Source organism: Streptomyces sp. NPDC046349, from assembly GCF_055587885.1.
In genome coordinates this window covers 100,293-122,457 of the sequence record NZ_JBVJFK010000014.1, presented here as the reverse complement: position 1 = coordinate 122,457, position 22,165 = coordinate 100,293, and the positions used below count along the sequence as shown (strand labels likewise).

21 protein-coding genes are annotated in these 22,165 nt (G+C 72.3%); 6 read left to right on the top strand and 15 right to left on the bottom strand.

Annotated elements, in window-relative coordinates; translation table 11 throughout:
- Positions 1–158: 158 nt before the first annotated feature.
- Positions 159–1,703, bottom strand: coding sequence for an FAD-dependent oxidoreductase (locus tag ACZ6JS_RS29630; protein WP_469302428.1), 1,545 nt, complete (start codon positions 1,701–1,703; stop codon positions 159–161).
- 562 nt (positions 1,704–2,265) lie between these two features.
- Here ACZ6JS_RS29630 and ACZ6JS_RS29625 point away from each other — a divergent pair.
- Positions 2,266–2,808 (top strand): cysteine hydrolase family protein, encoded by a 543-nt coding sequence (locus tag ACZ6JS_RS29625; RefSeq protein WP_469302427.1) that lies wholly within the window; start codon positions 2,266–2,268, stop codon positions 2,806–2,808.
- Positions 2,809–2,879: 71 nt separating this feature from the next.
- Positions 2,880–3,917 carry a YihY/virulence factor BrkB family protein gene (locus ACZ6JS_RS29620; protein ID WP_469302425.1) on the top strand — a complete coding sequence of 346 codons (1,038 nt, stop codon included), beginning with the start codon at positions 2,880–2,882 and terminating at the stop codon, positions 3,915–3,917.
- A gap of 96 nt (positions 3,918–4,013) precedes the next feature.
- Here ACZ6JS_RS29620 and ACZ6JS_RS29615 read toward each other — a convergent pair whose 3' ends face one another.
- From ACZ6JS_RS29615 to ACZ6JS_RS29585, 7 genes are all read right to left on the bottom strand, one after another.
- Positions 4,014–4,718, bottom strand: a complete 705-nt coding sequence (locus ACZ6JS_RS29615; protein ID WP_469302423.1) for a DUF6766 family protein — start codon at positions 4,716–4,718, stop codon at positions 4,014–4,016.
- A gap of 81 nt (positions 4,719–4,799) precedes the next feature.
- Positions 4,800–5,186, bottom strand: coding sequence for a hypothetical protein (locus ACZ6JS_RS29610; protein WP_469302422.1), 387 nt, complete (start codon positions 5,184–5,186; stop codon positions 4,800–4,802).
- Between the two features lie 65 nt (positions 5,187–5,251).
- Complete coding sequence (locus ACZ6JS_RS29605; protein WP_469302420.1) at positions 5,252–5,728, bottom strand: hemerythrin domain-containing protein; 477 nt, start codon at positions 5,726–5,728, stop codon at positions 5,252–5,254.
- Between the two features lie 216 nt (positions 5,729–5,944).
- A complete protein-coding gene (locus ACZ6JS_RS29600) occupies positions 5,945–6,955 on the bottom strand; it encodes a DUF5914 domain-containing protein (RefSeq protein ID WP_469302418.1) in 1,011 nt (336 codons plus the stop codon).
- On the bottom strand, positions 6,952–7,965 hold the full coding sequence (locus tag ACZ6JS_RS29595; RefSeq protein ID WP_469302417.1) for a phytoene/squalene synthase family protein: 1,014 nt from the start codon (positions 7,963–7,965) through the stop codon (positions 6,952–6,954). The genes ACZ6JS_RS29600 and ACZ6JS_RS29595 overlap by 4 nt, the downstream gene beginning before the upstream one ends.
- Positions 7,962–9,482: a phytoene desaturase family protein gene (gene crtI / locus ACZ6JS_RS29590; protein ID WP_469302415.1), complete on the bottom strand. Its 1,521-nt coding sequence runs from the start codon at positions 9,480–9,482 to the stop codon at positions 7,962–7,964. The genes ACZ6JS_RS29595 and crtI overlap by 4 nt, the downstream gene beginning before the upstream one ends.
- The gene (locus tag ACZ6JS_RS29585) at positions 9,479–10,795 is read right to left on the bottom strand and encodes a polyprenyl synthetase family protein (RefSeq protein ID WP_469302413.1); all 1,317 of its coding nucleotides are present in this window, start codon (positions 10,793–10,795) and stop codon (positions 9,479–9,481) included. Before ACZ6JS_RS29585 ends, crtI begins: the two co-directional genes overlap by 4 nt.
- Before the next feature lie 247 nt (positions 10,796–11,042).
- Between ACZ6JS_RS29585 and ACZ6JS_RS29580 the strand changes: the two genes are divergently transcribed.
- Genes ACZ6JS_RS29580 through ACZ6JS_RS29570 form a run of 3 tightly spaced genes read left to right on the top strand, consistent with a single transcriptional unit; the run spans position 11,043 to position 14,540 of the window.
- Positions 11,043–12,224, top strand: coding sequence for a lycopene cyclase family protein (locus ACZ6JS_RS29580; protein ID WP_469302648.1), 1,182 nt, complete (start codon positions 11,043–11,045; stop codon positions 12,222–12,224).
- A 37-nt stretch (positions 12,225–12,261) separates the two neighbouring features.
- Positions 12,262–12,981, top strand: a complete 720-nt coding sequence (locus ACZ6JS_RS29575) for a class I SAM-dependent methyltransferase (RefSeq protein WP_469302412.1) — start codon at positions 12,262–12,264, stop codon at positions 12,979–12,981.
- Positions 12,982–13,034: 53 nt separating this feature from the next.
- Positions 13,035–14,540 (top strand): FAD-dependent oxidoreductase, encoded by a 1,506-nt coding sequence (locus ACZ6JS_RS29570; protein WP_469302647.1) that lies wholly within the window; start codon positions 13,035–13,037, stop codon positions 14,538–14,540.
- Between the two features lie 229 nt (positions 14,541–14,769).
- On the opposite strand, the gene ACZ6JS_RS29565 is transcribed toward ACZ6JS_RS29570, so the two are convergent.
- Positions 14,770–15,138, bottom strand: a complete 369-nt coding sequence (locus ACZ6JS_RS29565) for a PRC-barrel domain-containing protein (protein ID WP_469302410.1) — start codon at positions 15,136–15,138, stop codon at positions 14,770–14,772.
- Positions 15,139–15,602: 464 nt separating this feature from the next.
- Here ACZ6JS_RS29565 and ACZ6JS_RS29560 point away from each other — a divergent pair, with 464 nt between their 5' ends.
- Positions 15,603–17,507, top strand: coding sequence for a copper resistance CopC/CopD family protein (locus ACZ6JS_RS29560; RefSeq protein ID WP_469302409.1), 1,905 nt, complete (start codon positions 15,603–15,605; stop codon positions 17,505–17,507).
- Between the two features lie 202 nt (positions 17,508–17,709).
- On the opposite strand, the gene ACZ6JS_RS29555 is transcribed toward ACZ6JS_RS29560, so the two are convergent.
- The 6 genes from ACZ6JS_RS29555 to ACZ6JS_RS29530 all read right to left on the bottom strand — a co-directional run bounded on the left by ACZ6JS_RS29555 (position 17,710) and on the right by ACZ6JS_RS29530 (position 21,722).
- Entirely contained in the window at positions 17,710–18,444 is a 735-nt protein-coding gene (locus tag ACZ6JS_RS29555; protein WP_469302407.1) for a DUF1775 domain-containing protein, read from the bottom strand.
- A 475-nt stretch (positions 18,445–18,919) separates the two neighbouring features.
- On the bottom strand, positions 18,920–19,318 hold the full coding sequence (locus ACZ6JS_RS29550) for an ATP-binding protein (protein WP_469302405.1): 399 nt from the start codon (positions 19,316–19,318) through the stop codon (positions 18,920–18,922).
- Between the two features lie 56 nt (positions 19,319–19,374).
- The gene (locus ACZ6JS_RS29545) at positions 19,375–19,695 is read right to left on the bottom strand and encodes an STAS domain-containing protein (protein WP_469302404.1); all 321 of its coding nucleotides are present in this window, start codon (positions 19,693–19,695) and stop codon (positions 19,375–19,377) included.
- Between the two features lie 148 nt (positions 19,696–19,843).
- On the bottom strand, positions 19,844–20,170 hold the full coding sequence (locus ACZ6JS_RS29540) for an STAS domain-containing protein (RefSeq protein WP_469302402.1): 327 nt from the start codon (positions 20,168–20,170) through the stop codon (positions 19,844–19,846).
- A gap of 421 nt (positions 20,171–20,591) precedes the next feature.
- On the bottom strand, positions 20,592–20,924 hold the full coding sequence (locus tag ACZ6JS_RS29535) for a DUF6233 domain-containing protein (protein ID WP_469302401.1): 333 nt from the start codon (positions 20,922–20,924) through the stop codon (positions 20,592–20,594).
- 519 nt (positions 20,925–21,443) lie between these two features.
- Positions 21,444–21,722 (bottom strand): GlsB/YeaQ/YmgE family stress response membrane protein, encoded by a 279-nt coding sequence (locus ACZ6JS_RS29530; protein WP_469302399.1) that lies wholly within the window; start codon positions 21,720–21,722, stop codon positions 21,444–21,446.
- Positions 21,723–22,165: the final 443 nt, after the last annotated feature.

Genomic DNA, 22,165 nt, shown 5'->3' with positions numbered 1-22,165 from the left:
TCCTCCTCAACCCTCCAGCCCGCCGAACCGCTCCCCCCGGCCGGGTTCGTGCGTGCGGCCGCAGCCTGCACCGGCCATGACGGCCCGCCGAAGGGCCTTGTGGCGCGGAATGCCCGGTGCGGCGGGGAAGCGATCCCGTCCGCCCTTCGGCCCGGCTGTCAGAGGTCCGTGAGGTCCCGGCGTTCCAGCGGACTCAGCGCCGGCCCCTGGAGGACTTCGCCGTCGATGCCGAAGCGAGAGCCGTGGCAGGGGCACTCCCAGGTCCGTTCGGCGTTGTTGAAGGCGACCAGGCACCCCAGATGCGTGCAGACGGCGGATACGGCGTGCAGTTCGCCCTGCTCGTCACGGTGCACGGCGCAGGGCTTGCCGTCGGCGCGGACCACCGTGCCCCCACCGGGCCGCAGGCTCTCGGCGGGGCCGTTGGTCCCGTCGCCGAGGGTGTCCAGGCGGTCCTTGACGAAGTGCTTCCCGACGTCCCACTGGGCTTTCAGGTACGTCGGGGCCGACCGTACGGGTGAGCCCACGCGGCCGGGGTCGTAGAGCCCGTCCCACGGATCCTCGTCGCCGCCGACGAGGGAGGCGATGATCGTGCCGGCCAGGACCCCGCCCGTCATGCCCCAGCCGGCGAAGCCGGTGGCCACGTAGACGTTGTCGCCCTTCGCGGGCAGGCGGCCGATGAGGGGCAGCGTGTCCGTGGAGCTGTTGTCCTGTGCCGCCCACCGGTGGGCGACGGAGAATTCGGGGAAGTGCTGCTCGGCCCAGGCCTGGAGTCGGCCGTACCGGGCCTCGGTGTCCTCGCCGGTGCCGGGCGTGAACGCTTCCCCGGTCACGATGAGGAGCCGGTCGCCGTCCGCCAGGGGCGAGGTGCGGACGGACCGTTTGCCGTTCTCCTCGGTGATGTACATGCCGCCGGGGTCTTGGCCGGCGGGCACCGGACCCGCGATCACCAGGTCACGGTGCTGCGTGAGCCTGGTGGAGAGCAGAGCGTCGTCGAACACGGGGTGGTGCGTGGCGACGACCACGTGCCCGGCGGTCACGGTGGCGCCGGATTCGGTGGTGAGCCGGCAGGGGTCGCCGTCGTCGAGCTGCGTGACGCGGGTGCCCTCGTGGAGCCGGCCGCCGCGCGCGACGATGTCCTCGACCAGCCCGGTCAAGTACTTGAGCGGGTGGAACTGGGCCTGGTCCTCGACCCTCACGGCGCCGGCCACCCGGAAGGGCAGACCGGTCCCGGTGACGAGTGAGGCGTTCAGGCCCGCCGCCCGCGCCGCCTCCGCCTCCGCGCGCAGGGCGTCGAGGCCCTCGGCCTCCTCGCAATAGGTGAAGGCCGGGCGCGTCTCCAGCTCACAGTCGAGGCCGAGTTCTGCGGAGGCCTCCCTGACGTGCCGCAGGGCCGCGCTCTGGGACGCGGCGTACGCCCGCGCGGCCTCGTCCCCGTGCTTGCTCCGCAGCGTGTCGTACACGGCGGTGTGCAGGGCGGTGAGTTTCCCCGTCGTGTGGCCGGTGACTCCGCCCGCCAGGCGGTCCGCCTCCAGCACGACGACCCTCAGCCCCGCGCGGGCGAGTTCCCACGCCGTGCTGAGGCCGACGATGCCGCTGCCGATGACCGCCACGTCCGCTTCGGCGGTTCCCGACAGCGGGGCGAAGGACGGCAGGGCCGCCGTTCGCATCCAGTAGGACTCTCCGGTGTCCGCAAGTCGGTTCATATCGGGCGGCTGCCCAGGAAACCCCTCCTGATGCACCGCACCACGCCCTCCCGCGCCGCATACCGCCTCGCCCGCCTCGCCCTCGTCCGCCGTGGTGGGACCGCCGACAGGACCCCCGCCTCGAGGGTTTCGCGATGCACCGCCGCCTGCTGTTCGGAAGGCGCCCCAGGCGACCCGGGGAACAGCTGATCAGGCGGACACGGCCTCCGGGAAGTCGCCCACCTGCGGATGGGGAAGGGCTCGGGCCGCGTCCGCCGGATCGTCCGCCCGAGGGCTCAGGCGGGGGCGCTGCGGGTGCCTGTGCGAACCGTTCCTGCCTGATGGCCCGGAGCTCGGTGGTGCTCGTTGCGGATGTGGCGGACCGCGTGCGGGCCGGGATCGCGTACTTCCCCGACCCGCCCCCGGCGGAAGAGGCGTCTCCCCGCGATTCGCCCCCCACCGGTCATGAGCGGCCGTGGGACCAGGCCGCCTCCCCCCAGGTCTCGCACTCGTGTGGCTGGGCCCGGATGACACAGACTGGAAGAGACCGCGCGGAGAACGAGGACGAGAGGCGGCGGCTCTCATGCCCCCCACGGCGCTCATCGTGATCGACATGCTCAACACCTACGAGCACAAGGACGCCGAAGCCCTGGTCGCATCCGTCCGTGAGGTGCTGCCCGGGATCACGACCTTGCTGGAGCACGCCCGCGCCAGCGATTCGCCCGTCGTCTACGTGAACGACAATTTCGGCGAATGGCGCTCGCACCACGGTGAAATCGTCGGCGCCGCCCTCGCCGGCCGCCACAGGAGCCTTGTGGAGCCGATCGCCCCCGACAAGAACTCGCTCTTCGTGGTCAAGGCGCGGCACTCGATCTTCTTCGAAACCCCGCTGGCCTACCTGCTCGGCCAGCTCGAGGCGGAGCGCCTGGTCCTGTGCGGGCAGGTGACCGAGCAGTGCGTGCTGTACTCGGCGCTGGACGCGCACATCCGGCATTTCGACGTCGTCGTGCCCGAGGACGCCGTAGCCCACATCGACGCCGATCTGGCCGACGCGGCCCTTCGGATGATGAGCCGCAACATGTCCGCCGACATCTGCGCCGTGAAGGACATCGAATTCGACGGTTGAACGGCCGCGACGATCACGGGGCGCGGTGACATGAGTGGCGCCGTCCTGGACAGCCGCAGGGCATGAAGCACATGGCGAAGACACATCGAGGCGGCGAGCCCGACCGGGCTGACGAAGACCGGCAGGCCGTTGCCGGCCCTGACGAGAAGGTCGAGGAGCGGGAGCCGGACGAGCTGTCCGCCCTGCCCCGGCAGTCCTGGAAGAAGGTGGTGCGCGGCACCCTGAGGGAGTTCAAGGACGACGAGCTGGCCGATCGTGCGGCGGCGCTGACCTACTACGGCGTACTGGCGCTCTTCCCGGCCCTGCTGGTGCTGGTGTCCATGCTGGGCATCGCGGGTGAGGCGACGACGCAGCGGGTCCTGGACAATCTGCGCAGTCTCGCACCGGGGTCCGCACGCGAGGTGATCACAAGCGCGGTGCAGCAGCTGCAGGGCAACGCGGGTGTCGGCTCCCTCATGGCGATCGTGGGCCTGGTCGTCGCGGTGTGGTCGGCCTCCGGCTACATCGCCGCGTTCATCCGTACCTCCAACGCCGTCTACGACATGCCCGAAGGCCGACCCGTCTGGAAGGTGCTCCCGCTGCGCCTGGCGCTCACCGTCACGTTGATGGTCCTTGCCTGCGCCAGCGCCCTCATCGTCGTCTTCACCGGCGGCCTGGCACAGCGGACCGGGGCAGCTCTGGGAATGGGCGACAGTGCTCTGACGGTGTGGTCCATCGCGAAGTGGCCGGTCCTCGTCCTTCTCGTCACGGTCATGATCGCGCTGCTGTACTGGGCGGCGCCGAACACCAAGGGCCGTGGAATCAAGTGGGTGACGCCCGGCAGCTTCCTGGCTCTGCTGATCTGGATGATCGCCTCGGCCGGCTTCGCGTTCTACGTGGCGAACTTCGGCTCCTACAACAAGACCTACGGCACACTCGCCGGGGTTGTCGTCTTCCTGATCTGGCTCTGGATCACCAACCTGGCGATCCTCCTGGGCCTGGAGTTCGACGCTGAACTGGGTCGCCAGCGGGCGATCGCCGGGGGCCTGCCCGAGGACCGGGAACCCTACGTCCGGCCCCGGGACACCCGGGCATGGGACGACGCCGACCGGCGCCGCATGGAGCGATAGGGGCGCGTGGCACGGCGTCACCGGGAGACCACACCGGCGCCGGCCGCACGGCAGGGGCATGCCGGCCGCCCTGCACCGACAGGACGGCCGACTCGCTCAGCCTTCGACCCCGGTCGAGGTATGGGCCGCGCCGACCGGTTTGGATTCCGGTGAGCCGCGCTGGCGCAGGTACACGGAGAGGATGACCATGGCCGCCACGGCCAGGAGTTCCGACTGCCAGTTCTGCAGGGTCCTGTTCCAGAAGTCGGGCGAGGCCAGGTAGCCGCCCCATCCGACCGGGTTCTGGAGCTGCCGGAGTTGCTGTTCGTCGTAGGCGGCCATGCCCGTGATCGACTGGGCGGTCCAGGACAGCACGAACAGACCGCCCATGACCAGTCCCAGGGAGCGTGAGTACAGACGCTGGCGCCAGTCCTTGGTGGCGGCCCAGCGCGGCGAGTCCGCCGTGGCGTGGTCGCCCATGCGCTGCTCGCGGTCGGATTCCGTGCCGACCTTGTGCAGTTCCTTGGATTCGGGTGACCCGCGTTGGACGAGCCAGACGGTCCCGAAAATGTAGAGGGAGAACTGCAGGAACTCCGATTGCCAGTTCTCGGTGACGTCCACGGCGAAGTCCGACGACGTCACGTACTGGCCCATGGTGATCTGCTGGAGGCCGTCGACGGTGAGCTGCTCGTTGAACTCGGCGTGCCCGGCCAGTGCCTGTCCGAGCAGGACGACGAGGAACGCGGTTCCGAAGGCCAGGGTGAGGCTGTTGTCCCTCCAGAAGCTCCTGTGCGACGGCCCGCTCCGTCCCTGTCGGTTCATCGGTGCATCGCCCCGATCGCGATGAAGTAGCCGAGCCCGCCCAGGATCACGATCAGGCAGGCGGCGAACAGGCCCCGCATCTCAGCCGCCCTTCAACGCACACCGGTAGGGCTTGTCCCCCTGGGGGGTGCAGCCGGCCGCGACCACCCGCCATCCGCCCGTGAACTGCGACAGGAACAGCGCGTCGTCCCGCTCGGCGCGGACCAGGGCCATCCGCCCGTAGACCTCCGTCGTCCCGACCGCCGTGGACACCGGCAGCTCCTGACTCTCCAGCGCCCGCGCGCACGTCTGCTTCTCGTCGTGCTCCAACTGGGTACGGGTCTCGGGGGCCAGCAGCCGACACGCCGCAGCGAACTCGCGCGAGGCCAGTGCCCGCTCGAAGACGCGGGCCGCGTCGCGTGCGCCGTCCACCCGCACGGCCGACGCCCCGCACCCCGTGAGGAGCGAGGCGGCCACCACGGCCGGCACGCCGGCCCCGAGCACCCTACGAGCGGCCCGGAGAACGCCTGATCGGGGCCCGATGCCCGTCGATGTCACCGACCGGCGGCGCTGGGGACGGCCAGCGGATCCCGCGGAGCCTTCGGCTTCTCCGCTTCGAGCCGCTGGCCGAGCTCGGTGAGCCGGTTGCGGCCCATGGCCTTGCGGACGTCGGGGAACCAGTCCTTCTCCTCTTCCTCCACGTGGTGGCGGACGTTCTCCATCAGAACGCTCATCTTCGCCTTGAAACGCTCGTCGGAGGCGTCCATGGTCTTGAGCTCCGACAGCATCCACACGACCGCGTGGTGCTCCTCGATGCTCTCCAGGATGTGCTCCGTGGTGTCCGGCGCGGCCTCCCGGGCGGCGGGGTAGAAGAACTGCTCCTCGATCCAGGCGTGGACGGTGAGTTCCTCGATCACCCGGTCCGCGATCCGGCGTCGTTCGTCCGTGTCGTCGTCCTCGGTCTTCTCGAACTGCTTGAACAGCTTCTCGACCGTCTTGTGGTCGTCGCGCAGCAGCACGATCGCGTCCATGTACGTCCTCCGGGCCCAGTGGGTGCCTGCCGCCAGGTCGGGGTGCGGCCGGCCTGCCGCCCATCTTTCCGGGGCCGCGCCGCGGCGCGGGGGTACGGCGCCGTGGCCCCGGCCGAAGCCACCCGAGTGGCCGGGCCACTGAAGAGCGCCGACGCCGTTCGCCGACGCCCGGTTCGCCGCCGGAGATCCCGGCGCGGCCTCGAGGCAACCGTCGGATCACCCCGGGAACCGGCCTGTGGAGCGCAGATGCCAGCGGCGCTCGGCGTAGGCCAGGTCGTCCCGCCACAGCCGGCCCGCCGCAGTGCGCATCATCGGACGCAGGATCGGGGCGGCCCAGCGGGCGAACGCGAAGCCCGGCCGATCAGAAGCGGCCACCACGGCCTCGGTCACCGCCGTGCGCGGACGACCTCGCCCGTCCGGGCCGAGGGGCGTCGCGTGCGTCTCCACCACCGAGCCCGCGCCTTCCCCCTCCGTGATGCGCATGATGACGGTACGTGGTTCAGGAGCGGTGAAGACCGCCTGCACCGGGACGACGAGGCGTCCGGCGACCTTGAAGGAGACGTTGACGGTAAAGCGGTCCTCGGTGTCGTGTTCGCCGGGCCGGCCGACGACCGTGAGGTCGACGAAGGAATACGGGTGGAACCAGGCCCCGTGCCACGGGTCCAGGCGATTGGCCACGACGTCCTCGGGCTCGCAGAATCCGGTGCCCTCGTACACCGCGCTCACCCCGCGCGTCAGAGCCGGCCGGGCCGGTACGACGGGGGAGTCCAAGGGCTCCTCCCCTCCGGCCTCGTCGAGCCGCACCCACAGCAGTATCCCGTCGTCGAAGGCCGGCAGCGGCTCCCAACCCGCGAACGATGAGCCGTCGAGGGCGAGCCCGTGCCAATGGCACACCAGGGTTCCGCATCGAACCGGGCTGTCCGCGAGAGGCGCTCCGAGGTGGGGGCACACACCGGGTCCGGCCCGAAGGCGCCCGTCTGCGCCGCGCCAGAGCACGACCTCGTGGCCGGCTACGGTGCGGGCCACGGGACGGTCACCGCCCAGCGCGGAGGACGCCCCCACGACGTACCAGTTCCCCGACGGCCGGGCCTGCGCCCGCTTCAGCGCTTCGGCGATCAGGCCGGGCCTGGCGTCGCGCCAGGTCGGCTGCTGCCGGTCCCACGAAACGGGCCGACGGCGCAGTGAAAGGGGCAGACGGCCACGCCGTGCCGACCGTTCGGGATTCACACGACCTCCTCGGGGACCGGCCGGGTCGGGTCGGCGGGCGGCCTCGAAACCGACGGGGTGGGCGCGGGGCGGCGCCGACAGTGGCGCAGCCTGATCGCCGCCACCCGGACCAGTGCATCCGCCGCGACCGTGGCACGCCTGCGGCGCGACACCACCGCGCGCCGGTGCAACACGGCGTAGCCGTCGCGCGCAACGGCGTCCAGGATGTTCCCGTAGAGGACGTACGCCGTGCGGATACAGGGCCGGGACACCGGATCGAGCATGGCGAGACCGGGCCGCGCCTCACGGTAGACGCCGCGGGTGAGCGCCTCGAATTCCCGCAGGGCGGCCAGCACGCGGCGGTCCTGGCGGCCCGTGCTCCGGCACCAGTGCAGCAGCTCCCGCTCGACGCCGTACCCGGCCAGCAGGTCTTCCGGCAGATACACGCGGCCGCGGTCGAGGTCCTCGCCGACGTCCCGCAGGAAGTTCGTGAGCTGGAAGGCGACCCCGAGGGCTGCCGCGTGCGGTTCGGCCTCCTCCTGCGGCACCACAGTGCCCAGCACCGGCAGCATCTGCAGGCCGATCACGGCAGCCGAGCCGTGCATGTAGCCGCGCAGGTCGGCATAGGTGGGGTAGGCCGTCACCACCAGGTCCGACCGCATGGCAGTCATGAAGTCCTGGAAGAGGCGGTGATCGATGGCATAGCGGCGCGCCGTATCGGCCAGGGCCGCCACCACCGGTTCGCCGCCCTCCCCCTGGTGCAGCCCTTCGTCCAGCCGCCGCTGCAGCGCTGCCAGCCGTGCACCGCGCAGGCCTTCGTCCGTGCCGGGAGCGGTCGAGTCGACGATGTCGTCGGCCCACCTCGCGAACCCGTACAACGCGTGCACGGCGGGCCTGCGGTCGACGGGGAGCAGCCGAGTGGCCAGGAAGTACGTCTTTCCGTGCGCCGCATTCAGTTCGCGGCAGCGGCGGTACGCCGCCCGCAGTACCGGGTCGGTGACGCCTGCCGCGTCGAGCTCGCGCCGCGTCATCGGACTGCCCCTGCGGAGCGCGCGGAGGCGCGCCGGGTGCCGCCCGTGATCCGGGCCGCCGCCAGCTTCCCCGACACCAAGGCGGTGGGCACGCCCACGCCCGGGGTGGTGCCGCAGCCGGCCAGGACGGCGTTCGCCGTACCGCGGATCAGGTTGCGCGGCCGGAACGGGCCGGTCTGCAGGAAGGTGTGGGCGGCCGAGAAGGGGGTGCCGGCCGCATGACCCTGGCCGGCCCAGTCGGCCGGGGTGACGAGGCATTCGTCCTCGATGGCGTCCTCGATGCCGTCGAGGCCGCGCCGTTCCAGCTCGCGCAACAGCTCGTCCCGGTAGCGGAGGCCGAGCTCACCCCAGGCACTCCCGGCGGGGCCGATCTCGGTGTTGGGGCAGGGGGCGAGGATGTAGTGCAGATGCCGTCCCGGCGGGGCGAGAGACGGGTCGGTGGCCGTCGGCCTGGTGATGAGGAGGGACGGATCGCTCATCAGCCTTCCCTGCCGGGTGAGTTCGTCGAACGTGCTCCGCCAGGCGGTACCGAAGGAGATTGTGTGGTGGGCCAACTGCGGCCACGTGCGGTCCGTGCCCGCGTGCAGCACGACGGCGGAGGGGGAGTGCCGCAGCCTCACCGGCCTGCGCGGCCGACGGCCGAGGAGTCCGTAGGCGACGGGCAGGTCCGGTGTGAGGACGACCGCGTCGCAGGGGATGCGGTCCTTCGCGGTGACGACGGCGGTGATCCGCCCGCCGGAGCGTTCCAGCCCGGTCACCGGCTCACCGAACCGCAGCGCGGCGCCCGCGTCGGCCGCGGCGTCCGCCATGGCCTGCGGCAGAGCGTGCATGCCGCCGCGCGGGAAGTACACGCCGGCCACCGTGTCCATGTAGGCGATGACCGCGTAGGCGGCGAGGGCCCGGGCCGGCGGCACGCCCGCGTACAGGGCCTGGAAGGAGAAGACCCGCTGGAGCCGCTCGTCCTTCAGGAAACCGGCGATGCGCCGGTCCAGCCGGCCGAAACCGCCGAGCGCCGCCAGCCGGGCCAGGTCACCGGTCAGCAGGTCCAGCGGCGAGTCGAAGTTCGCGTCGATGAAGCGACGCATCTGTACCCGGTAGAGCTGCTCCAGCCATGCGCGCAGCCGCCGGTAGCCCGCCGCCTCACCCGCTCCGGCGAACCGTTCCACCGCCGCGGCCATCGCATCGCCTTCGGTGTGCACGTCCAGGGTGCTGCCGTCCGCGAACGAGGCCCGGTAGGCCGGGTGCAGCGGGATCAGCTCCACCCGCCGGTCCAGGCTGTCGCCGACCGCCGCGAAGGCTTCGTCGGCCAGATCGGGCATGGTCAGCACGGTCGGGCCGGTGTCGATCCGGTAGCCCCCGCGCAGCAACCGACCCGCCCGCCCGCCGGGCAGCAAGTCCCGTTCGACCACGGTGACCCGGCGCCCCGCGCCCAGCAGGTGCAGAGCCGCCGACAGCCCGGCCAGCCCCGCCCCCACGATCACCACATGGTCCGTGCGGCCACTCACGGTACGGGTCATCGGCCGCCCTCCGGTGCGTCGCAGGCCGGGGCGGCGGCGGACGCGGGACGCGCGCCGACGGGCGGGTCGTCCGCGGTGCGGGAAGCGGCCTGCGCTGTCAGCAGCCCGCGTAGGGGGGCCGCGGCGTCCGCATCGAGGAGGGCGCCGTCGAAGTGACGCATCCCCTGGGCCGACAGACGCTCGATCTTCGCCTCGACCGCCGCCCGGGCACCCGTACGTACCAGCGCCTCCCGCACCTCGTCGAGACCGTCGGGCGAAAGGTCCTCGTTCCCGAGGGCCCTTTCCAGCACCTCCAGGGCCGACCGGTCGGCCGAGGCCTCGGCGCGCGCGACCGCCAGCGCGGCCAGATACGTCGGCTTGCCTTCGCGGATGTCTCCTCCGCAGCTCTTGCCGGTGTGCCGCGGGTCGCCGAAGACGTCATCGAGGTCGTCGCGCAACTGGAAGGCCATGCCCACGCAGCGTCCGGCCGAGCACAGCGCCCGCATGGTCCTGCCGTCAGCCCCCGCCACCGCCGCCCCCAGCGCCAAGGGCCGCTCGACCGAGTACAGGGCGCTCTTGAGGCGGGCGGCCCGCAGCGCCTGCGACGGGGAGCGCGACCCTGTCAGCTGGCCCTGGAGGTCGAGGAACTGCCCCGCCACCATCTCGGTGCGCATGTCGCTCCAGACCTCGCGCACGGCGGTCGCCGTCCACGGGTCGAGGGCTGTGTCCGCCACGATGTCGTCAGCCCAGACCAGGGCCAAGTCCCCGGCCAGAACCGCGACCGCCTCGCCGAAACGGGCGGCGCGGGCCGGCGAAGCGGCACTGCTGCAGCTGTCCCGCACGTCGGCGTGGAGCGCCGGACGGCCGCGCCGGAGAGCCGATCCGTCCATCACGTCGTCGTGGACCAGGGCACAGGTCTGGAGCAGTTCGAGCGCCGCGCCGATCCGCAGGGCGGCCGCGGTCGTGGGCTCATCACCCCCGCCGCAGGCGCGCATCGACCACCAGACGAACTGCGAGCGGGTGCGCTTGCCGCCCTCCCGGGTGAAGCGCGCGACGCGCTGGGCCAGTTCCCCGGCGAAGTCGGCGTCCAGCACACCCGCCCGGGTGAGCCGGTCGGCGAGCACCCCCTCCAGCGCGTCCCCGATCGCGGACGGCACGTCCGCGTCCACGGCCGCCGGTTCCACCATCCATGTGTCACCGTCCCGGGTACGCGCGGCGTCGGCGGCCGCCCGACCGGCCCGACGGCGCCCCGGAGCGGACCCCGAGAGGGCCACCAGGCGGGGGACGGGCGGAGGCGCGGCCGCGGGCTGGTCCTTGGCCTGGGTGCGGCGCATCCCGGTTCCTCTCGTCGTGGTCTTTCGACCGTCTGGTCTTCCACCGTCGTGGTGTCGATCGCTCGGCGCGTGTGTCTTCCGTCCCTTCCCGTGATACGGATGCGGTTCCGAGCAGATACCCGAACGCGCGGGAATGCCATCGTGTGGACGCACCTGACCAGGTGACCGCTGCACGAGACCGCATCCGATTCGACGCCGCGGCGGGAAGCCCTGCGTGAACGCCGACCCGGAGATGGAGGCAACAGCCGTGCTGAAGGCGGACGTGGCGGTCATCGGGGCGGGCGCCGCCGGCCTGTCCCTGGCCCACCGGCTGAACGGACACGGCGGCCCGGCCCCGTCCGTCGTCCTCGTCGACGCCCCACCCGGTCCGCTGCGCCCCGCCCCGCGCACCTGGTGCTTCTGGGAGCCCGGCCGCGGCCGCTTCGACCACGCGGTGCGTTCACAATGGCGCCACCTGCGGGTCCGGCCACCCGTCGGCGCACCCATCGAGGGGAACATCACCCCGCTCCGGTACAAGATGATCCGCTCCGACGACTTCGAGTCGCTGGTCGCGCACGACCTCGCCCACAGCCCCAACGTCCGGCGGGTGGAGGCGACCGTGGACACGGTCGAGGACGCCCCGTCCGGCCCCCGGGTCTCGATGACCCGGCCCGACGGCACAGGCGATGTCCTCGAGGCCCGCTGGGTGTTCGACTCGCGCCCTCTGGGAAGCCTCCCGGCCGCCCGCACCACCTTGCTGCAGCACTTCCACGGCTGGTTCGTCCGAACGGCCCGGCCCGTCTTCGACCGCGGGACCGCCGAACTGATGGACTTCCGGACACCACAGCCCGCCGCCGGGCTCTCCTTCGGCTACGTCCTGCCCACCGGCCCGCGCGAAGCGCTCGTCGAGTACACCGAGTTCTCCCCGCACGTACTGACGGAAAGCGGCTACGAGGCCGCCCTGCGGCACTACGCCGCAGACGTCCTGGCCCTCGGCGACCTGGAGGTCCTCGCCACCGAGACCGGTCTCATCCCCATGACGGACGCCCCCGTACCGCAACGCATCGGCGCATCGGTGTTCCGGATCGGCGCAGCCGGCGGCGCGACCCGGCCGTCCACCGGATACACCTTCTCCGGACTCCAGCGCCAGACCCGGGCGGTCGCCGCCGCGCTGCGGCAGGGCCGCGCTCCGGTGCCCCCGGCCGCCCATTCCGTGCGGGCCCGCACCATGGACGCGGTCCTGCTGCGGGCCCTCGACAGCGGCCGGGTCGACGGTCCGGCCCTGTTCTGCCGCCTCTTCACCCGCGTCCCCGCGGCCCGGCTCCTGCGCTTCCTCGACGGGCGCACGAACCTGCTCGAGGACCTCTCCGTCGGCAGACACGCCCCGGTGGGCCCCATGCTGCGCAGCGCCGCCGAGCTGCCCCGCCTGCCGCGCCGCCCCTTCCCCTGACCCCTCGCCCGCGTCACCACCAGCCCCTGGAGACCGTATGACCCTGCTGCACGACGAGGACCTCGCCGCCGCGTTCGACCACGCCTCCCGCACCTACGACACCCTCGTCGCCGCGAACCCCGGCTACCACGCGCATCTTCGGCGCTCGGTTCGGCGCCTCGGCCTCCCCGCACCGGGGGAGGGTCTGCGAATCCTGGACCTCGGGTGCGGCACGGGGGCCTCGACGGCCGCGATCCGCTCCGTCCTCCCCGCCGCAGACATCACGGCCGTCGACGCGTCCGCCGGCATGCTGGCGAAAGCCGCGGCCAAACCGTCCGCGGACGGCGTGCACTTCATCCACTCACCGGCCGAGCACCTGACGGACGCCGGCGTCCACGGACCCTTCGACGCGGTGTTTGCCGCCTACCTCTTCCGCAACCTCACCGACCCGGATGCCGTCCTCACCACCGTCCGCAGCGTACTGCGACCGGGCGGGCGGCTCGCCGCGCACGAATACAGCCTCAGCGGCCGCCGCGCCCACCGCGCCGTGTGGACGCTGGTGTGCCGCGGCATCGTCCAGCCCGCCGCCACCCTGTTGGGGGACGGACCCCTCTACCGCCATCTGTGGCGCAGCGTCGTCCACTTCGACCCGGCCGACCGGTTCGCCGCCCGCCTCCACGAAGCCGGCTTCGAAAGGGTCCGCGTCCTGCCCCTGCCGGGCTGGCAGACCGGCATCACCCACACCTTCGTCGCCGCACGCCCGGAAGACCCCCGGTGACCGCCCCAGCGCACCGGCCCCCCGCGCGTCGTGGCAGGGACCGACGAGCACGCATCCTGCTCGCCCGCCCAGGCGCCCGTCACGCAGCCGGCCGCCACACGGCAGCCGTGATCGGCGGCGGGATCGCCGGCCTCGCCGCCGCCACCGCGCTGGCCGAACGGGGTGTCAGGGTGACGCTGTACGAGCGCGAGCCCTACTTGGGCGGCCGCGCGGGCGGCTGGCCGACCCGCTTGCGCGACGGCAGCACCGTGACGATGAGCCGCGGCTTCCACGCCTTCTTCCGGCAGTACTACAACCTGAGGGGCCTGCTCCGCCGAACCGACCCCGCCCTGGCCGCCCTCACCGGACTCCCCGACTACCCGCTCCTGCACGCGGACGGCCTCTGCGACAGCTTCCGGCACGTGCCGCGCACCCCGCCGTGGAGCGCCCTGGGCTTCGTCGCCCTCAGCCCCACCTTCCGACTGCGGGACCTGCGCACCATGAATCCGGCCCCGGCCCTGCCGCTGCTCGACATCCGCGTGCCGGAGGTCTACCACCGGCTCGACCACATCAGCGCCCACGACTTCCTGGAGGCCATCGGCTTCCCGGCACAGGCACGGCATCTGGCCTTCGAAGTCTTCTCCCGGAGCTTCTTCGCCGACCCGCGGCAGCTGTCGGCAGCAGAGATGGCCCTCATGTTCCACATCTACTTCCTGGGCTCCGCCGAGGGCCTGCTGTTCGACGTGCCCCGCTCGCCCTACCCGGCGGCGCTGTGGGAGCCCCTGGCCGCCTACCTGGAGCGGCACCGCGCCGAAGTGCGCACCGGAAGCGCCGTCGAACACGTCGAGCCCACCCCTGCGGGCCCGTTCGAGGTGACCGAGGACGGCGCAACGCGCCGGTACGACGCTGTTGTCCTGGCCCTGGATGCCACGGGCCTGCGGTCCCTGGTGGCCCGCTCCGACCGGCTGGGCGACCGAGCCTGGCGGGAGCGCGTGGCGCAGTTGCGCGTGGCCCCGCCCTTCCTCGTCACCCGGCTCTGGCTCGACCGGCCCGTCGATGCCGGCCGCCCGGGCTTCCTGGGCACCAGCGGCTTCGGCGGCCTCGACAACATCAGCGTCCTGAACCGCTGGGAGGACGAGGCCGCCCGCTGGGCGGCACGCACCGGCGGATCCGTCGTGGAACTCCACGCCTACGCCGTGGATGCGGACCTGCCGCGGACCGTCCAGGAGCAGCAACTCCTCCAGCAGCTCCACCGCGTGTACCCGGAAACCCGTGCCGCCGAGGTCGTCGACGTCCGCCACGAATGGCGCGAGGACTGCCCCCTGTTTCCCGTCGGCGGCTACTCCGACCGCCCCACCGTCCGCACCCCCGACCCCGGGCTGGTCGTCGCCGGCGACGTCGTCCGCACCGACCTTCCGGTCGCGCTGATGGAACGGGCGGCCACGACCGGGTTCCAGGCCGCGAACGCCCTGCTCGAACGCTGGGGCCTCCGCGGGCAGACCCTCTGGACGGTGCCGGACCGCGGCCGCGTTCCTGTGCTGCGGAAGGCGGCCGCATGGGCGGGGCACCGAGCCAGGTGACGCTCGGTCACGGCCGCGGCGTGCGGCACACGGCTGCGCCGTCCCAGGACTCACGGTCGGCCGCGGCCGCCGGCCCGCGGCCGCCGAACGGGCCCCAGGCCTGACCGGCCGGCTTTTTCCAGGTCGGCTGGGACGCGCGCGCGTCGCCCCCCCCCGTCGCCCGGCCACCGCCGCAGTCGTCGGCCCCGGCAGCCGCTGGAGGCTGCCGGGGCCGGCTTCTCGTGCGCGGTCACGCAGGGCGGCCGCCGAAGGGGGCTCCGGTGCCGTAGTACGTGCCCAGCTCCTCGCGGTAGCCGGGGTCGCCCAGGTGCTTGTCCCGGTGGAACTCGGGCGCGTCCTTGACCTGCTCCTTGGTACGGTCGACGTACACCTTCTCCTCGGCGTCGTCGATCCGGATCACGGTGCTCGCCGGGAGCAGGACCTCCTTGCCGAAGATCCACACCCCGGTGTCGACGACCAGGTAGGCATCGCCGGCCTCATCGGAGTGCTTGTCGACCTTGCCGATGCTGCCGTCCGTCGCCTCGACCTTGTAGCCGGTCAGGTCCGTGGTCGAAAGGCGGCCGACGGTCGACTTGTAGCTCCACACGTTCTCGGTCATGCGAGACAACTCCTTCGAGTATGCGAAGGCGGAGAACAGTTCCGTCCCTCGAATTCCGTGCTGTGGCCCTTCCGCCCGTGCCCCCGTCGTGCAGTTTCATTCATGGGGCGGAAGCCGGGATGCGAGGCGGCGCCTGCCTACCACCGGTACCAGCGGCCGCCGCCTGTCTTCGGACGGGCGAGGAATCCGAGCAACCACACGACCAAAAGCGCGGACGGCCCCGCTGCGCGCGACGCGACGGCATGTCAGCCGACAGTACGTGCCTCCGCCTTGCGGCACGGGGCGACGGCCCGCACGGACGCTGCCCGCCTCCGCTCCATACAGGAACGGGCTCCGAGCAGGGCCTTCCGATGCGCCCTTTAGCCGAAGTTGCTTAACCGGCTCCGTCCTGGGATCGGCAGCACTATCGTCCACATCCCGTCTGTGCCGCCGCTGACGACCGCCACTTCGGAGACTGACTGTTCATGCGCCTTGGATCGCCTCACGCGAGGACCTATCTGACGGTCCTGGCGCTGGTCGCCGCCCTGCTCGCCCTGGTCCTCGGCGGCGCGGGCCCAGCCGTCGCGCACGCCGGCCTCAAGGGCTCCGATCCTACGGAGGGCAGCATCCTGGGCACGGCACCCAAGCAGGTCACGCTCACTTTCACGGAGTCGGTGGGCTTCTCCGACGACTCGCTGAGAGTGCTGTCCCCGGAGAACGAGCGTGTCAACCCGCGCCCGGCCCAGCACGTGGACGGCAAGGAGCACACCGCACGGGTGGAGCTGGCGAACGAGCTCGCCCAGGGCACCTACACGGTGGCCTGGCGCGTCGTCTCCGCCGACGGCCACCCGATCTCGGGCGCGTTCATCTTCTCCATCGGCAAACCGTCCGGCACCGCCGCCGTGGTGGAGACAGGCTCCCTCGAGGCCACGGCGGCCGGCCGTCTGTACGGCCTCCTTCGCTACGTCGCCTACGGCGGACTGGCCCTGCTGGTCGGGGCTGCCGCCTTCGTCCTGGTGTGCTGGCCCGCCGCAGGCGCGGTTCGCCCGGTACGGGGGGTGCTGGCAGTCGGCTGGGTGGCCCTGGTGGTGTCCACCGCGGCCCTCCTGCTGCTCCGCGCCCCGTACGAGACGGCCGGAGCGCTGACATCGGCGTTCGACCCGTCCCAGCTGGGTCGAACCATCACAGGGCGACCCGGGATGGCACTGGTCGTACGGCTCGTGCTGCTCGTGAGTGCCGCGGTGCTGCTGAAACGGTGGGCCTCACGACCGGACCGGTTCGACGACGGAACGACGCCGGGTGACCTCGGTACCCGTGTCCGAGCCGTGGGGGTGGGACTCGCCCTGGTCATGGCGTTGACCTGGGCCGCCGCGGAGCACGCCTCCGCGGGCATCCAGGTGCCGCTGGCGATCCCCGTCGCCGTGCTGCACCTGCTGGCGATGGGAGTCTGGCTGGGCGGCCTGATCACACTGGTGACCGTCCTGCGCCGACGAGACCCCGGCGGCCTCGATGTGCCCGCGTCCGCGATCGGGCGATTTTCCACCCTGGCCTTCACCGCCGTCGCGGTTCTGGTCGGCACGGGGATCTACCAGTCCTGGCGGCAGGTCGGATCGTGGGAGGCGCTGTCCACCACGTCGTACGGCAGGACGCTCGCCGTCAAGCTCGCCGCCGTGGTTCTCGTGCTGGGGGTGGCGTTCCTCTCCCGCCGTTGGACGGCCCGCCTCGATCACGACGAGCCGTCGGCCGCCGCGCAAGGGCAGGCGGTGCCCGAGCCCGAGCGGGTGAAAATCGTGGAGACGGTCGGCGCACCGGCGCCGCCCCCACCGGTGGCACCGGCCTCCGGCAGTACGCCGCCCGGCGAACCCGCCGCGGGAGAGCGGGACGGCACGGAGCCGCCGGTCCTCACCACCGGCGCGTACCGCCGCAGGCTTCGGCGCACGGTGGCCGTGGAAGCCGTACTCGGTGTCGTGGTCCTGGGGATCACGACTCTGCTCACCGCGACCCAGCCCAGCCGCGCCGCCGACACGGCGGCGGCCGGCGCTCCGGAGCCACAGGCGAAGGTGGTCACGGTCCCGTTCGACATGGGCACGGCCAACCAGAAGGGTGCCGTCCAGGTCACGCTGGAACCGGGACGCGTGGGACAGAACACGGTGGAAGCCGTCGTGTACACCGCGGACGGCGGCTTCGCCACCGTCCCCGAACTCCGCCTGTCCCTGACGCAGGACGAACTGGGAATCGGCCCGCTGGACGCCAAGCTCAAGAACCAGAAGGGGTATTGGGCCGCCTACGATCTGCAGCTGCCCATGCCCGGTGCCTGGACGCTCAACATCACCGTGCGCACCACCGACATCGATCAGGTCACCGTGCGCGAGACCATCCGCATCACGTAGCCACCTCCGTCGCCGCAGCGGGCTGGCCCCACTGTCCACCGACGGAGATCCGCAGGCGCGGTCGGCGTCGCGGACGGCCCCGGCCACCCGGACCGCGCTCGTCGATCCGTAGCGGTGCACCGGGACCGGGAATCGGGGATCGGTACGGGCGTCGTGGGCCGCCGCACTGCACATGCCGTGCGACGGCCCCCTGTCGTTCGCGTCAGGTCCGGCTCCGGCTACGGCGTACCCACCAGAAGGTGCCGCCGGCGAGTAGCAGCAGGGCCGCGACCACACCGACGGTGGCGCCGGCCGCGCTGCCCGCTTCCTCCGAGCTCGCCGCCTGTGCGCCAGGGGACGCGCCCGGAGCCGAAGGAGCTGCGGACTGCTCGGGAGACGGAGCGCTGCTCGGGGTCGGAGTCGGAGACGACGCCGGGCTCGGGGCGATGGGCCGGGCTCCGGGGGCCGCCGGCTGAAGCTTCAGCACGGGGGCAGGGTTGTCGACCTTCTCCCCGCTGGCGGGCACTTCGATCCAGCGGGAGATCTTCCCGTCGCTGTACGTCTCCAGCGTCTTGAACACCAGGGACCTCTCATCGGGCAACTGGCGCACGGTGATGCTGTACTCGGCATCGGTGCCGGTGTCCAGGGCAGGCCCACCGATTGCGTAGCCATCCGGGGTGGCAGCCAGCTTCCACTCCGCGGGGGCGGCCTTGAGCATCACGGCGTCCGGAGCGATGCCCTTCGGGAGCACGACTCGCAACTCCGCGATACCCGCGGTGTCCGACTCCGCCTCGGAGGTGAAGGACAGCGTGACGTTCTCGGCGAGCGCGCGCGGGTCGGAGGCGGTGACCCCGGCGTGTGCAGCGGCCGGCCCGGCAGCCACGCCCACGACCACCAGTGCGCATGCCGCCGCGAGGACCGGCCTGGAGAGCTCGAGACGGGTGTGCGACCTGTTCATCGGGACTCCTCGGGTGAAGCGAAGCGCCCGCATAGCGGGGCAGGGGTGATGGCCTACGACGGCGAAGGCCGAGCCGAGCGGTGCGGACACGGCAGCCCGCAGCCGCCGACCGTCCCGCCATGGGGGCTGGGGACGCGAGCGCATCCCTGCAGGGGCTCCGGCCATATCGGGGTCATCATCCCTCGCAAGCCGGTGCGGTCAGACCCCAACTGTCAATTGCGGAGCACTTTTCCAGCTCCCGCGTGGTCCCGTTCGCCGCCAGGGTCGCCGGCCCGGGGCCGGCGTGTCCGGCGGGGGCGGGGTGCTGTCCCGGCGGCCGGTGTCCTCCGGTGATGTCGCCGCGCTGGGGTCGGGCCGCCGAGCGGGGGTGGCCGCAGCACCTCCCGGCCGCCGAGCGGGGACACCGAGGACGGACACGGCCCGGTGTCGGGACACCGAGGGCCGGGCACGCGCTGCCCCCGAGCACGACCCGGGGTCAGGGGGCGGGAGGGCGGCCGGCGGGGGCGGGGAGGGTCGCGATGATGGTCTTTCCGTTGCGGTGGGAGCGGACGAAGGTGCTGGGCGCGAGTGCCTTCACCACCCGCCATCCGAAGCCGCCGGGAGTGGGCGGGGAGGACGGCCGAAGGTGAGGCAGGAGCGCAGAGCCGTCCGACACCTCGACGACGACCTGGTCCGCCCGGACGGAAACCTGGAAGCCGGTGACCCCGCCTGCGTGCCGCACGGCGTTGGAGACGAGCTCGCTCACCACCGTCAGGACGTCGGCGACCAGCGGCGGGGGCGCGCCCTGCTCGGCCAGGACACGGCGGGCGTTCTCCCTCGCCTGCGCGCAGCTCATCCCGGCCGGCACATTCGGCTTGCCGATGTTGGCCCTCATACCTCTCGGCTTCCCCACGCGCAGCAGGAGATGCCGGCTCCGCTGCATGCAGCGGTTCATCTTGCCTGTTCGGTGGTGTCGCGGATGTCGAACAGGGGCAGCGCCCCGGTCATCTCCATCATCCTGCGCAGCTGCTTCGGGAGCGGGCCCTGGAGGGCCAGGGGGCGGGTGTTGCGCAGCCGGATCAGGGCGTTGAGGAAGCTGGAGTCGCCGAAGGCCACCTGTCTCACGTCGACGACCAGGAGGGCGGCCGGTACCGGCCTGACATCGCAGGCGTCCATCAGCAGTCCCGTGCTGTCCAGGTCGAACTCGCCGGAACAGACGACCACCCGCACACCGTCGGCCTCGGCCCTGACCGTCACCTGGGGCGTCTGCACACTGCCTCCTGGAACCCGAGCGGATCTGACCGGACTGACCGTACGAGGCGTACCGCCTCCGCCGAAAGCCATGAAACGAAGATCACGTGTTCGCAAACGGACCTTCGACACTGGTACCTGACGGGCACGGCCTGCTCGCGCGAGAGGCTCACACGCACGGGGGCCCGGCGCGGAGGGTGAACAGATGACGGGTGCCGGTGAGGTCCAGCAGGCGCAGGGCCTGATCGGGCAGGCCTGCCAGCGCCAGGGATCCGCCGGTGAGGCCGATGCGGTGGCGGAGGGCGAGGAGCGTGTTGAGGCCGCAGGAGTCGATGAACGTCACGGCCGACAGGTCCAGGGTCAGGTGCTGCTGCAGGTCGAGGAGATCGAAGGCTTCGGTGAGGTGCGGCGCGGTGTCCATGTCGAGTTCACCGCTCACGGTCAGGACCGTACTGCCGGAACCGGCGGCAACGCCGAGTTCAAGGGTGGGGTACATGGCGTGACAGCCCCGTTTCCATCGGAGCCCATTACGGTCGGCTCCCCGTTCGGGGCGCGGAAGGCCGTCAAGCGCACGGTATACGGGCCGCGCACAGCCGATCGAGACCACCCGAACCCTCCGGGCGGCCACTCGCCGGTGACCGTCCGGCAGCGCGGGGTTTCCCACCGACCAGGCTGGATACCTTCGAGGGTGGCACGTCCTCACCTGAAGGACCAGGGGAACGCCGCACACACCTCACGCGGAACGCCGCACACACCTCACGGGGAACGCCGCACACACCTCACAGGCCCGCGGCAGATCACGGTCCCATGGGCCCCTGCCGGCGTGCTCGCGGCCGTCGACCTCTGAGCGGTTCGGGCCGCCGTCGGCTGCTGAGGGTGACCGGACTCCCCGACAGGACCTCCTGCCGAGCGCAGCGTCAGTCGATCACGCCGAGAGCCGTGTCGGGGCGGCAGTGCGTGCAGGCCCTCACACCCTCGGACAGCGCCTGGCGGGCCTCCTCGGCGGTCAGCGGACGCCAGCGCCTGCCGCGGTCCCAGCAGTCCCCGGCGTGGATGCTGACCGGCGGGCGCCCGCCCCCGATGCCGTGCTCGACCACCCACGCCGGCGGTTCCGGAAGGGGGCGGCTTCGCGCAGCCGCGGCTGCCGTGGCTTCCGCGGCGGCCAGCGCGCGCTCGGCGCGTCCCAGCTCGTAGCGCAGATAGGTCACGATCGTCCGCAGGCGCAGCGGATCAGGCGGAAGTTCGGACACGTGTTCTATTCTATATCCGCGGCCTTGTCGAAGTTCGGGGCTCGGGCCCTGGGAGCTGGGCGACGGATCCAGCAGGGAGCGGCCCGGCGGGTCGCCATCCGGGCCGCCCCGCAGCCTGCCAGCCCCATCCCGCCCCGCCGCGGCGTCTCCGCCTCCGGGCAGACCCGGCCCGGCGCGGCGCTGGGGGCAGGCCCCGCGACCACCTCGTTTCCCGCAGTGGTGACAGCGGCGGCCGCGCGCCCACAGGGCGAAGCGTTGCTGGTCGCCCTGTCCCGGATGACAGTCGGCCCGCGGCCCGGTCCCGTGGCTGAGGCTCGACCGGGTCGTCCCCGTCGAAGGCGCCCTCCTCGAACCGGCCCGTCCCCGCGAGCCGTGTCTCCAGCCACGCCGCGAGGCCGGCGGAGTGGAGGAACCAACACCGCTCCCACGATCCGCCGCTGTGCGGGTTCGGTTCGAACACGTCGGAGCCCGCAGACATGTCGGCGGGCCGGCCCGGGCAGGGCCGGCCCGGGCAGGGGATCACGCGTGCCGGTGCGAGCGCCGGTTGCCGATGACGAGGCGGTAGAGGGCCAGCAGGATGATCGAGCCGATGACGGCGGCGATCCACGTGGACAGGTCGAAGAATCCGTCGATGGAATCGACCCCGAAGATGACCTTGCCCAGCCAGCCGCCGAGCAGGCCGCCGGCGATGCCGATGAGCGTGGTGACGATGATCCCGCCCGGGTCCCTGCCCGGCATCAAGGCCTTGGCCAGAAGCCCGGCCAGCAGACCGATCAGGATCCACGCGATGATGCCCATGATGTGCTCCTGCCTTTATGTCAGGTATCTGTCATGGCGCTTCTGCGCGCTCTGCCGCATCCCAAACAGGCGTTGTCGGCCAGTCCCTCGTCCGCGAGTCCGGCGCCGGCGGCAGGTGGCGCAGGCCCGGTTCCCGTCCGTGCTGCGCTGCCCGGCATGAACCGCCGGCGTGGGGGAAGGCGCTCCGGACACGCTCGACGTGTGCGAGGCGCACCGGTGCAGAGCCGGACGACGGATCCCAGAGGTGGACCATGACCTCGAAACGAGCGGGCGGAAGCCCGACGGGCCCTTCGGCGGACGAGCCGGACCGTGCGGCGTCTCCGTGGAGCGACTTCCGGAAGGTGATCGACGAGATGTTCGGTCTCCTGGAGGGGGCGCGCCCGGCGGGCGGGGTCACGGCGCCGGTCAGGGCGCCCCGGCGCGCACCCGCCGACGGCGGCGGA

Bases quoted from the DNA above. Each gene is read 5' to 3' on its own strand.
- ACZ6JS_RS29530 (WP_469302399.1), bottom strand. From the start codon at position 21,722: ATGGGCATCATCGCGTGGATCCTGATCGGTCTGCTGGCCGGGCTTCTG.
- ACZ6JS_RS29565 (WP_469302410.1), bottom strand. From the start codon at position 15,138: ATGACCGAGAACGTGTGGAGCTACAAGTCGACCGTCGGCCGCCTTTCG.
- ACZ6JS_RS29560 (WP_469302409.1), top strand. From the start codon at position 15,603: ATGCGCCTTGGATCGCCTCACGCGAGGACCTATCTGACGGTCCTGGCG.
- ACZ6JS_RS29595 (WP_469302417.1), bottom strand. From the start codon at position 7,965: ATGACGCGGCGCGAGCTCGACGCGGCAGGCGTCACCGACCCGGTACTG.
- ACZ6JS_RS29630 (WP_469302428.1), bottom strand. From the start codon at position 1,703: ATGAACCGACTTGCGGACACCGGAGAGTCCTACTGGATGCGAACGGCG.
- ACZ6JS_RS29615 (WP_469302423.1), bottom strand. From the start codon at position 4,718: ATGAACCGACAGGGACGGAGCGGGCCGTCGCACAGGAGCTTCTGGAGG.
- ACZ6JS_RS29575 (WP_469302412.1), top strand. From the start codon at position 12,262: ATGACCCTGCTGCACGACGAGGACCTCGCCGCCGCGTTCGACCACGCC.
- ACZ6JS_RS29550 (WP_469302405.1), bottom strand. From the start codon at position 19,318: ATGAGGGCCAACATCGGCAAGCCGAATGTGCCGGCCGGGATGAGCTGC.
- ACZ6JS_RS29625 (WP_469302427.1), top strand. From the start codon at position 2,266: ATGCCCCCCACGGCGCTCATCGTGATCGACATGCTCAACACCTACGAG.
- ACZ6JS_RS29540 (WP_469302402.1), bottom strand. From the start codon at position 20,170: ATGTACCCCACCCTTGAACTCGGCGTTGCCGCCGGTTCCGGCAGTACG.
- crtI (WP_469302415.1), bottom strand. From the start codon at position 9,482: ATGACCCGTACCGTGAGTGGCCGCACGGACCATGTGGTGATCGTGGGG.
- ACZ6JS_RS29620 (WP_469302425.1), top strand. From the start codon at position 2,880: ATGGCGAAGACACATCGAGGCGGCGAGCCCGACCGGGCTGACGAAGAC.
- ACZ6JS_RS29555 (WP_469302407.1), bottom strand. From the start codon at position 18,444: ATGAACAGGTCGCACACCCGTCTCGAGCTCTCCAGGCCGGTCCTCGCG.
- ACZ6JS_RS29605 (WP_469302420.1), bottom strand. From the start codon at position 5,728: ATGGACGCGATCGTGCTGCTGCGCGACGACCACAAGACGGTCGAGAAG.
- ACZ6JS_RS29585 (WP_469302413.1), bottom strand. From the start codon at position 10,795: ATGCGCCGCACCCAGGCCAAGGACCAGCCCGCGGCCGCGCCTCCGCCC.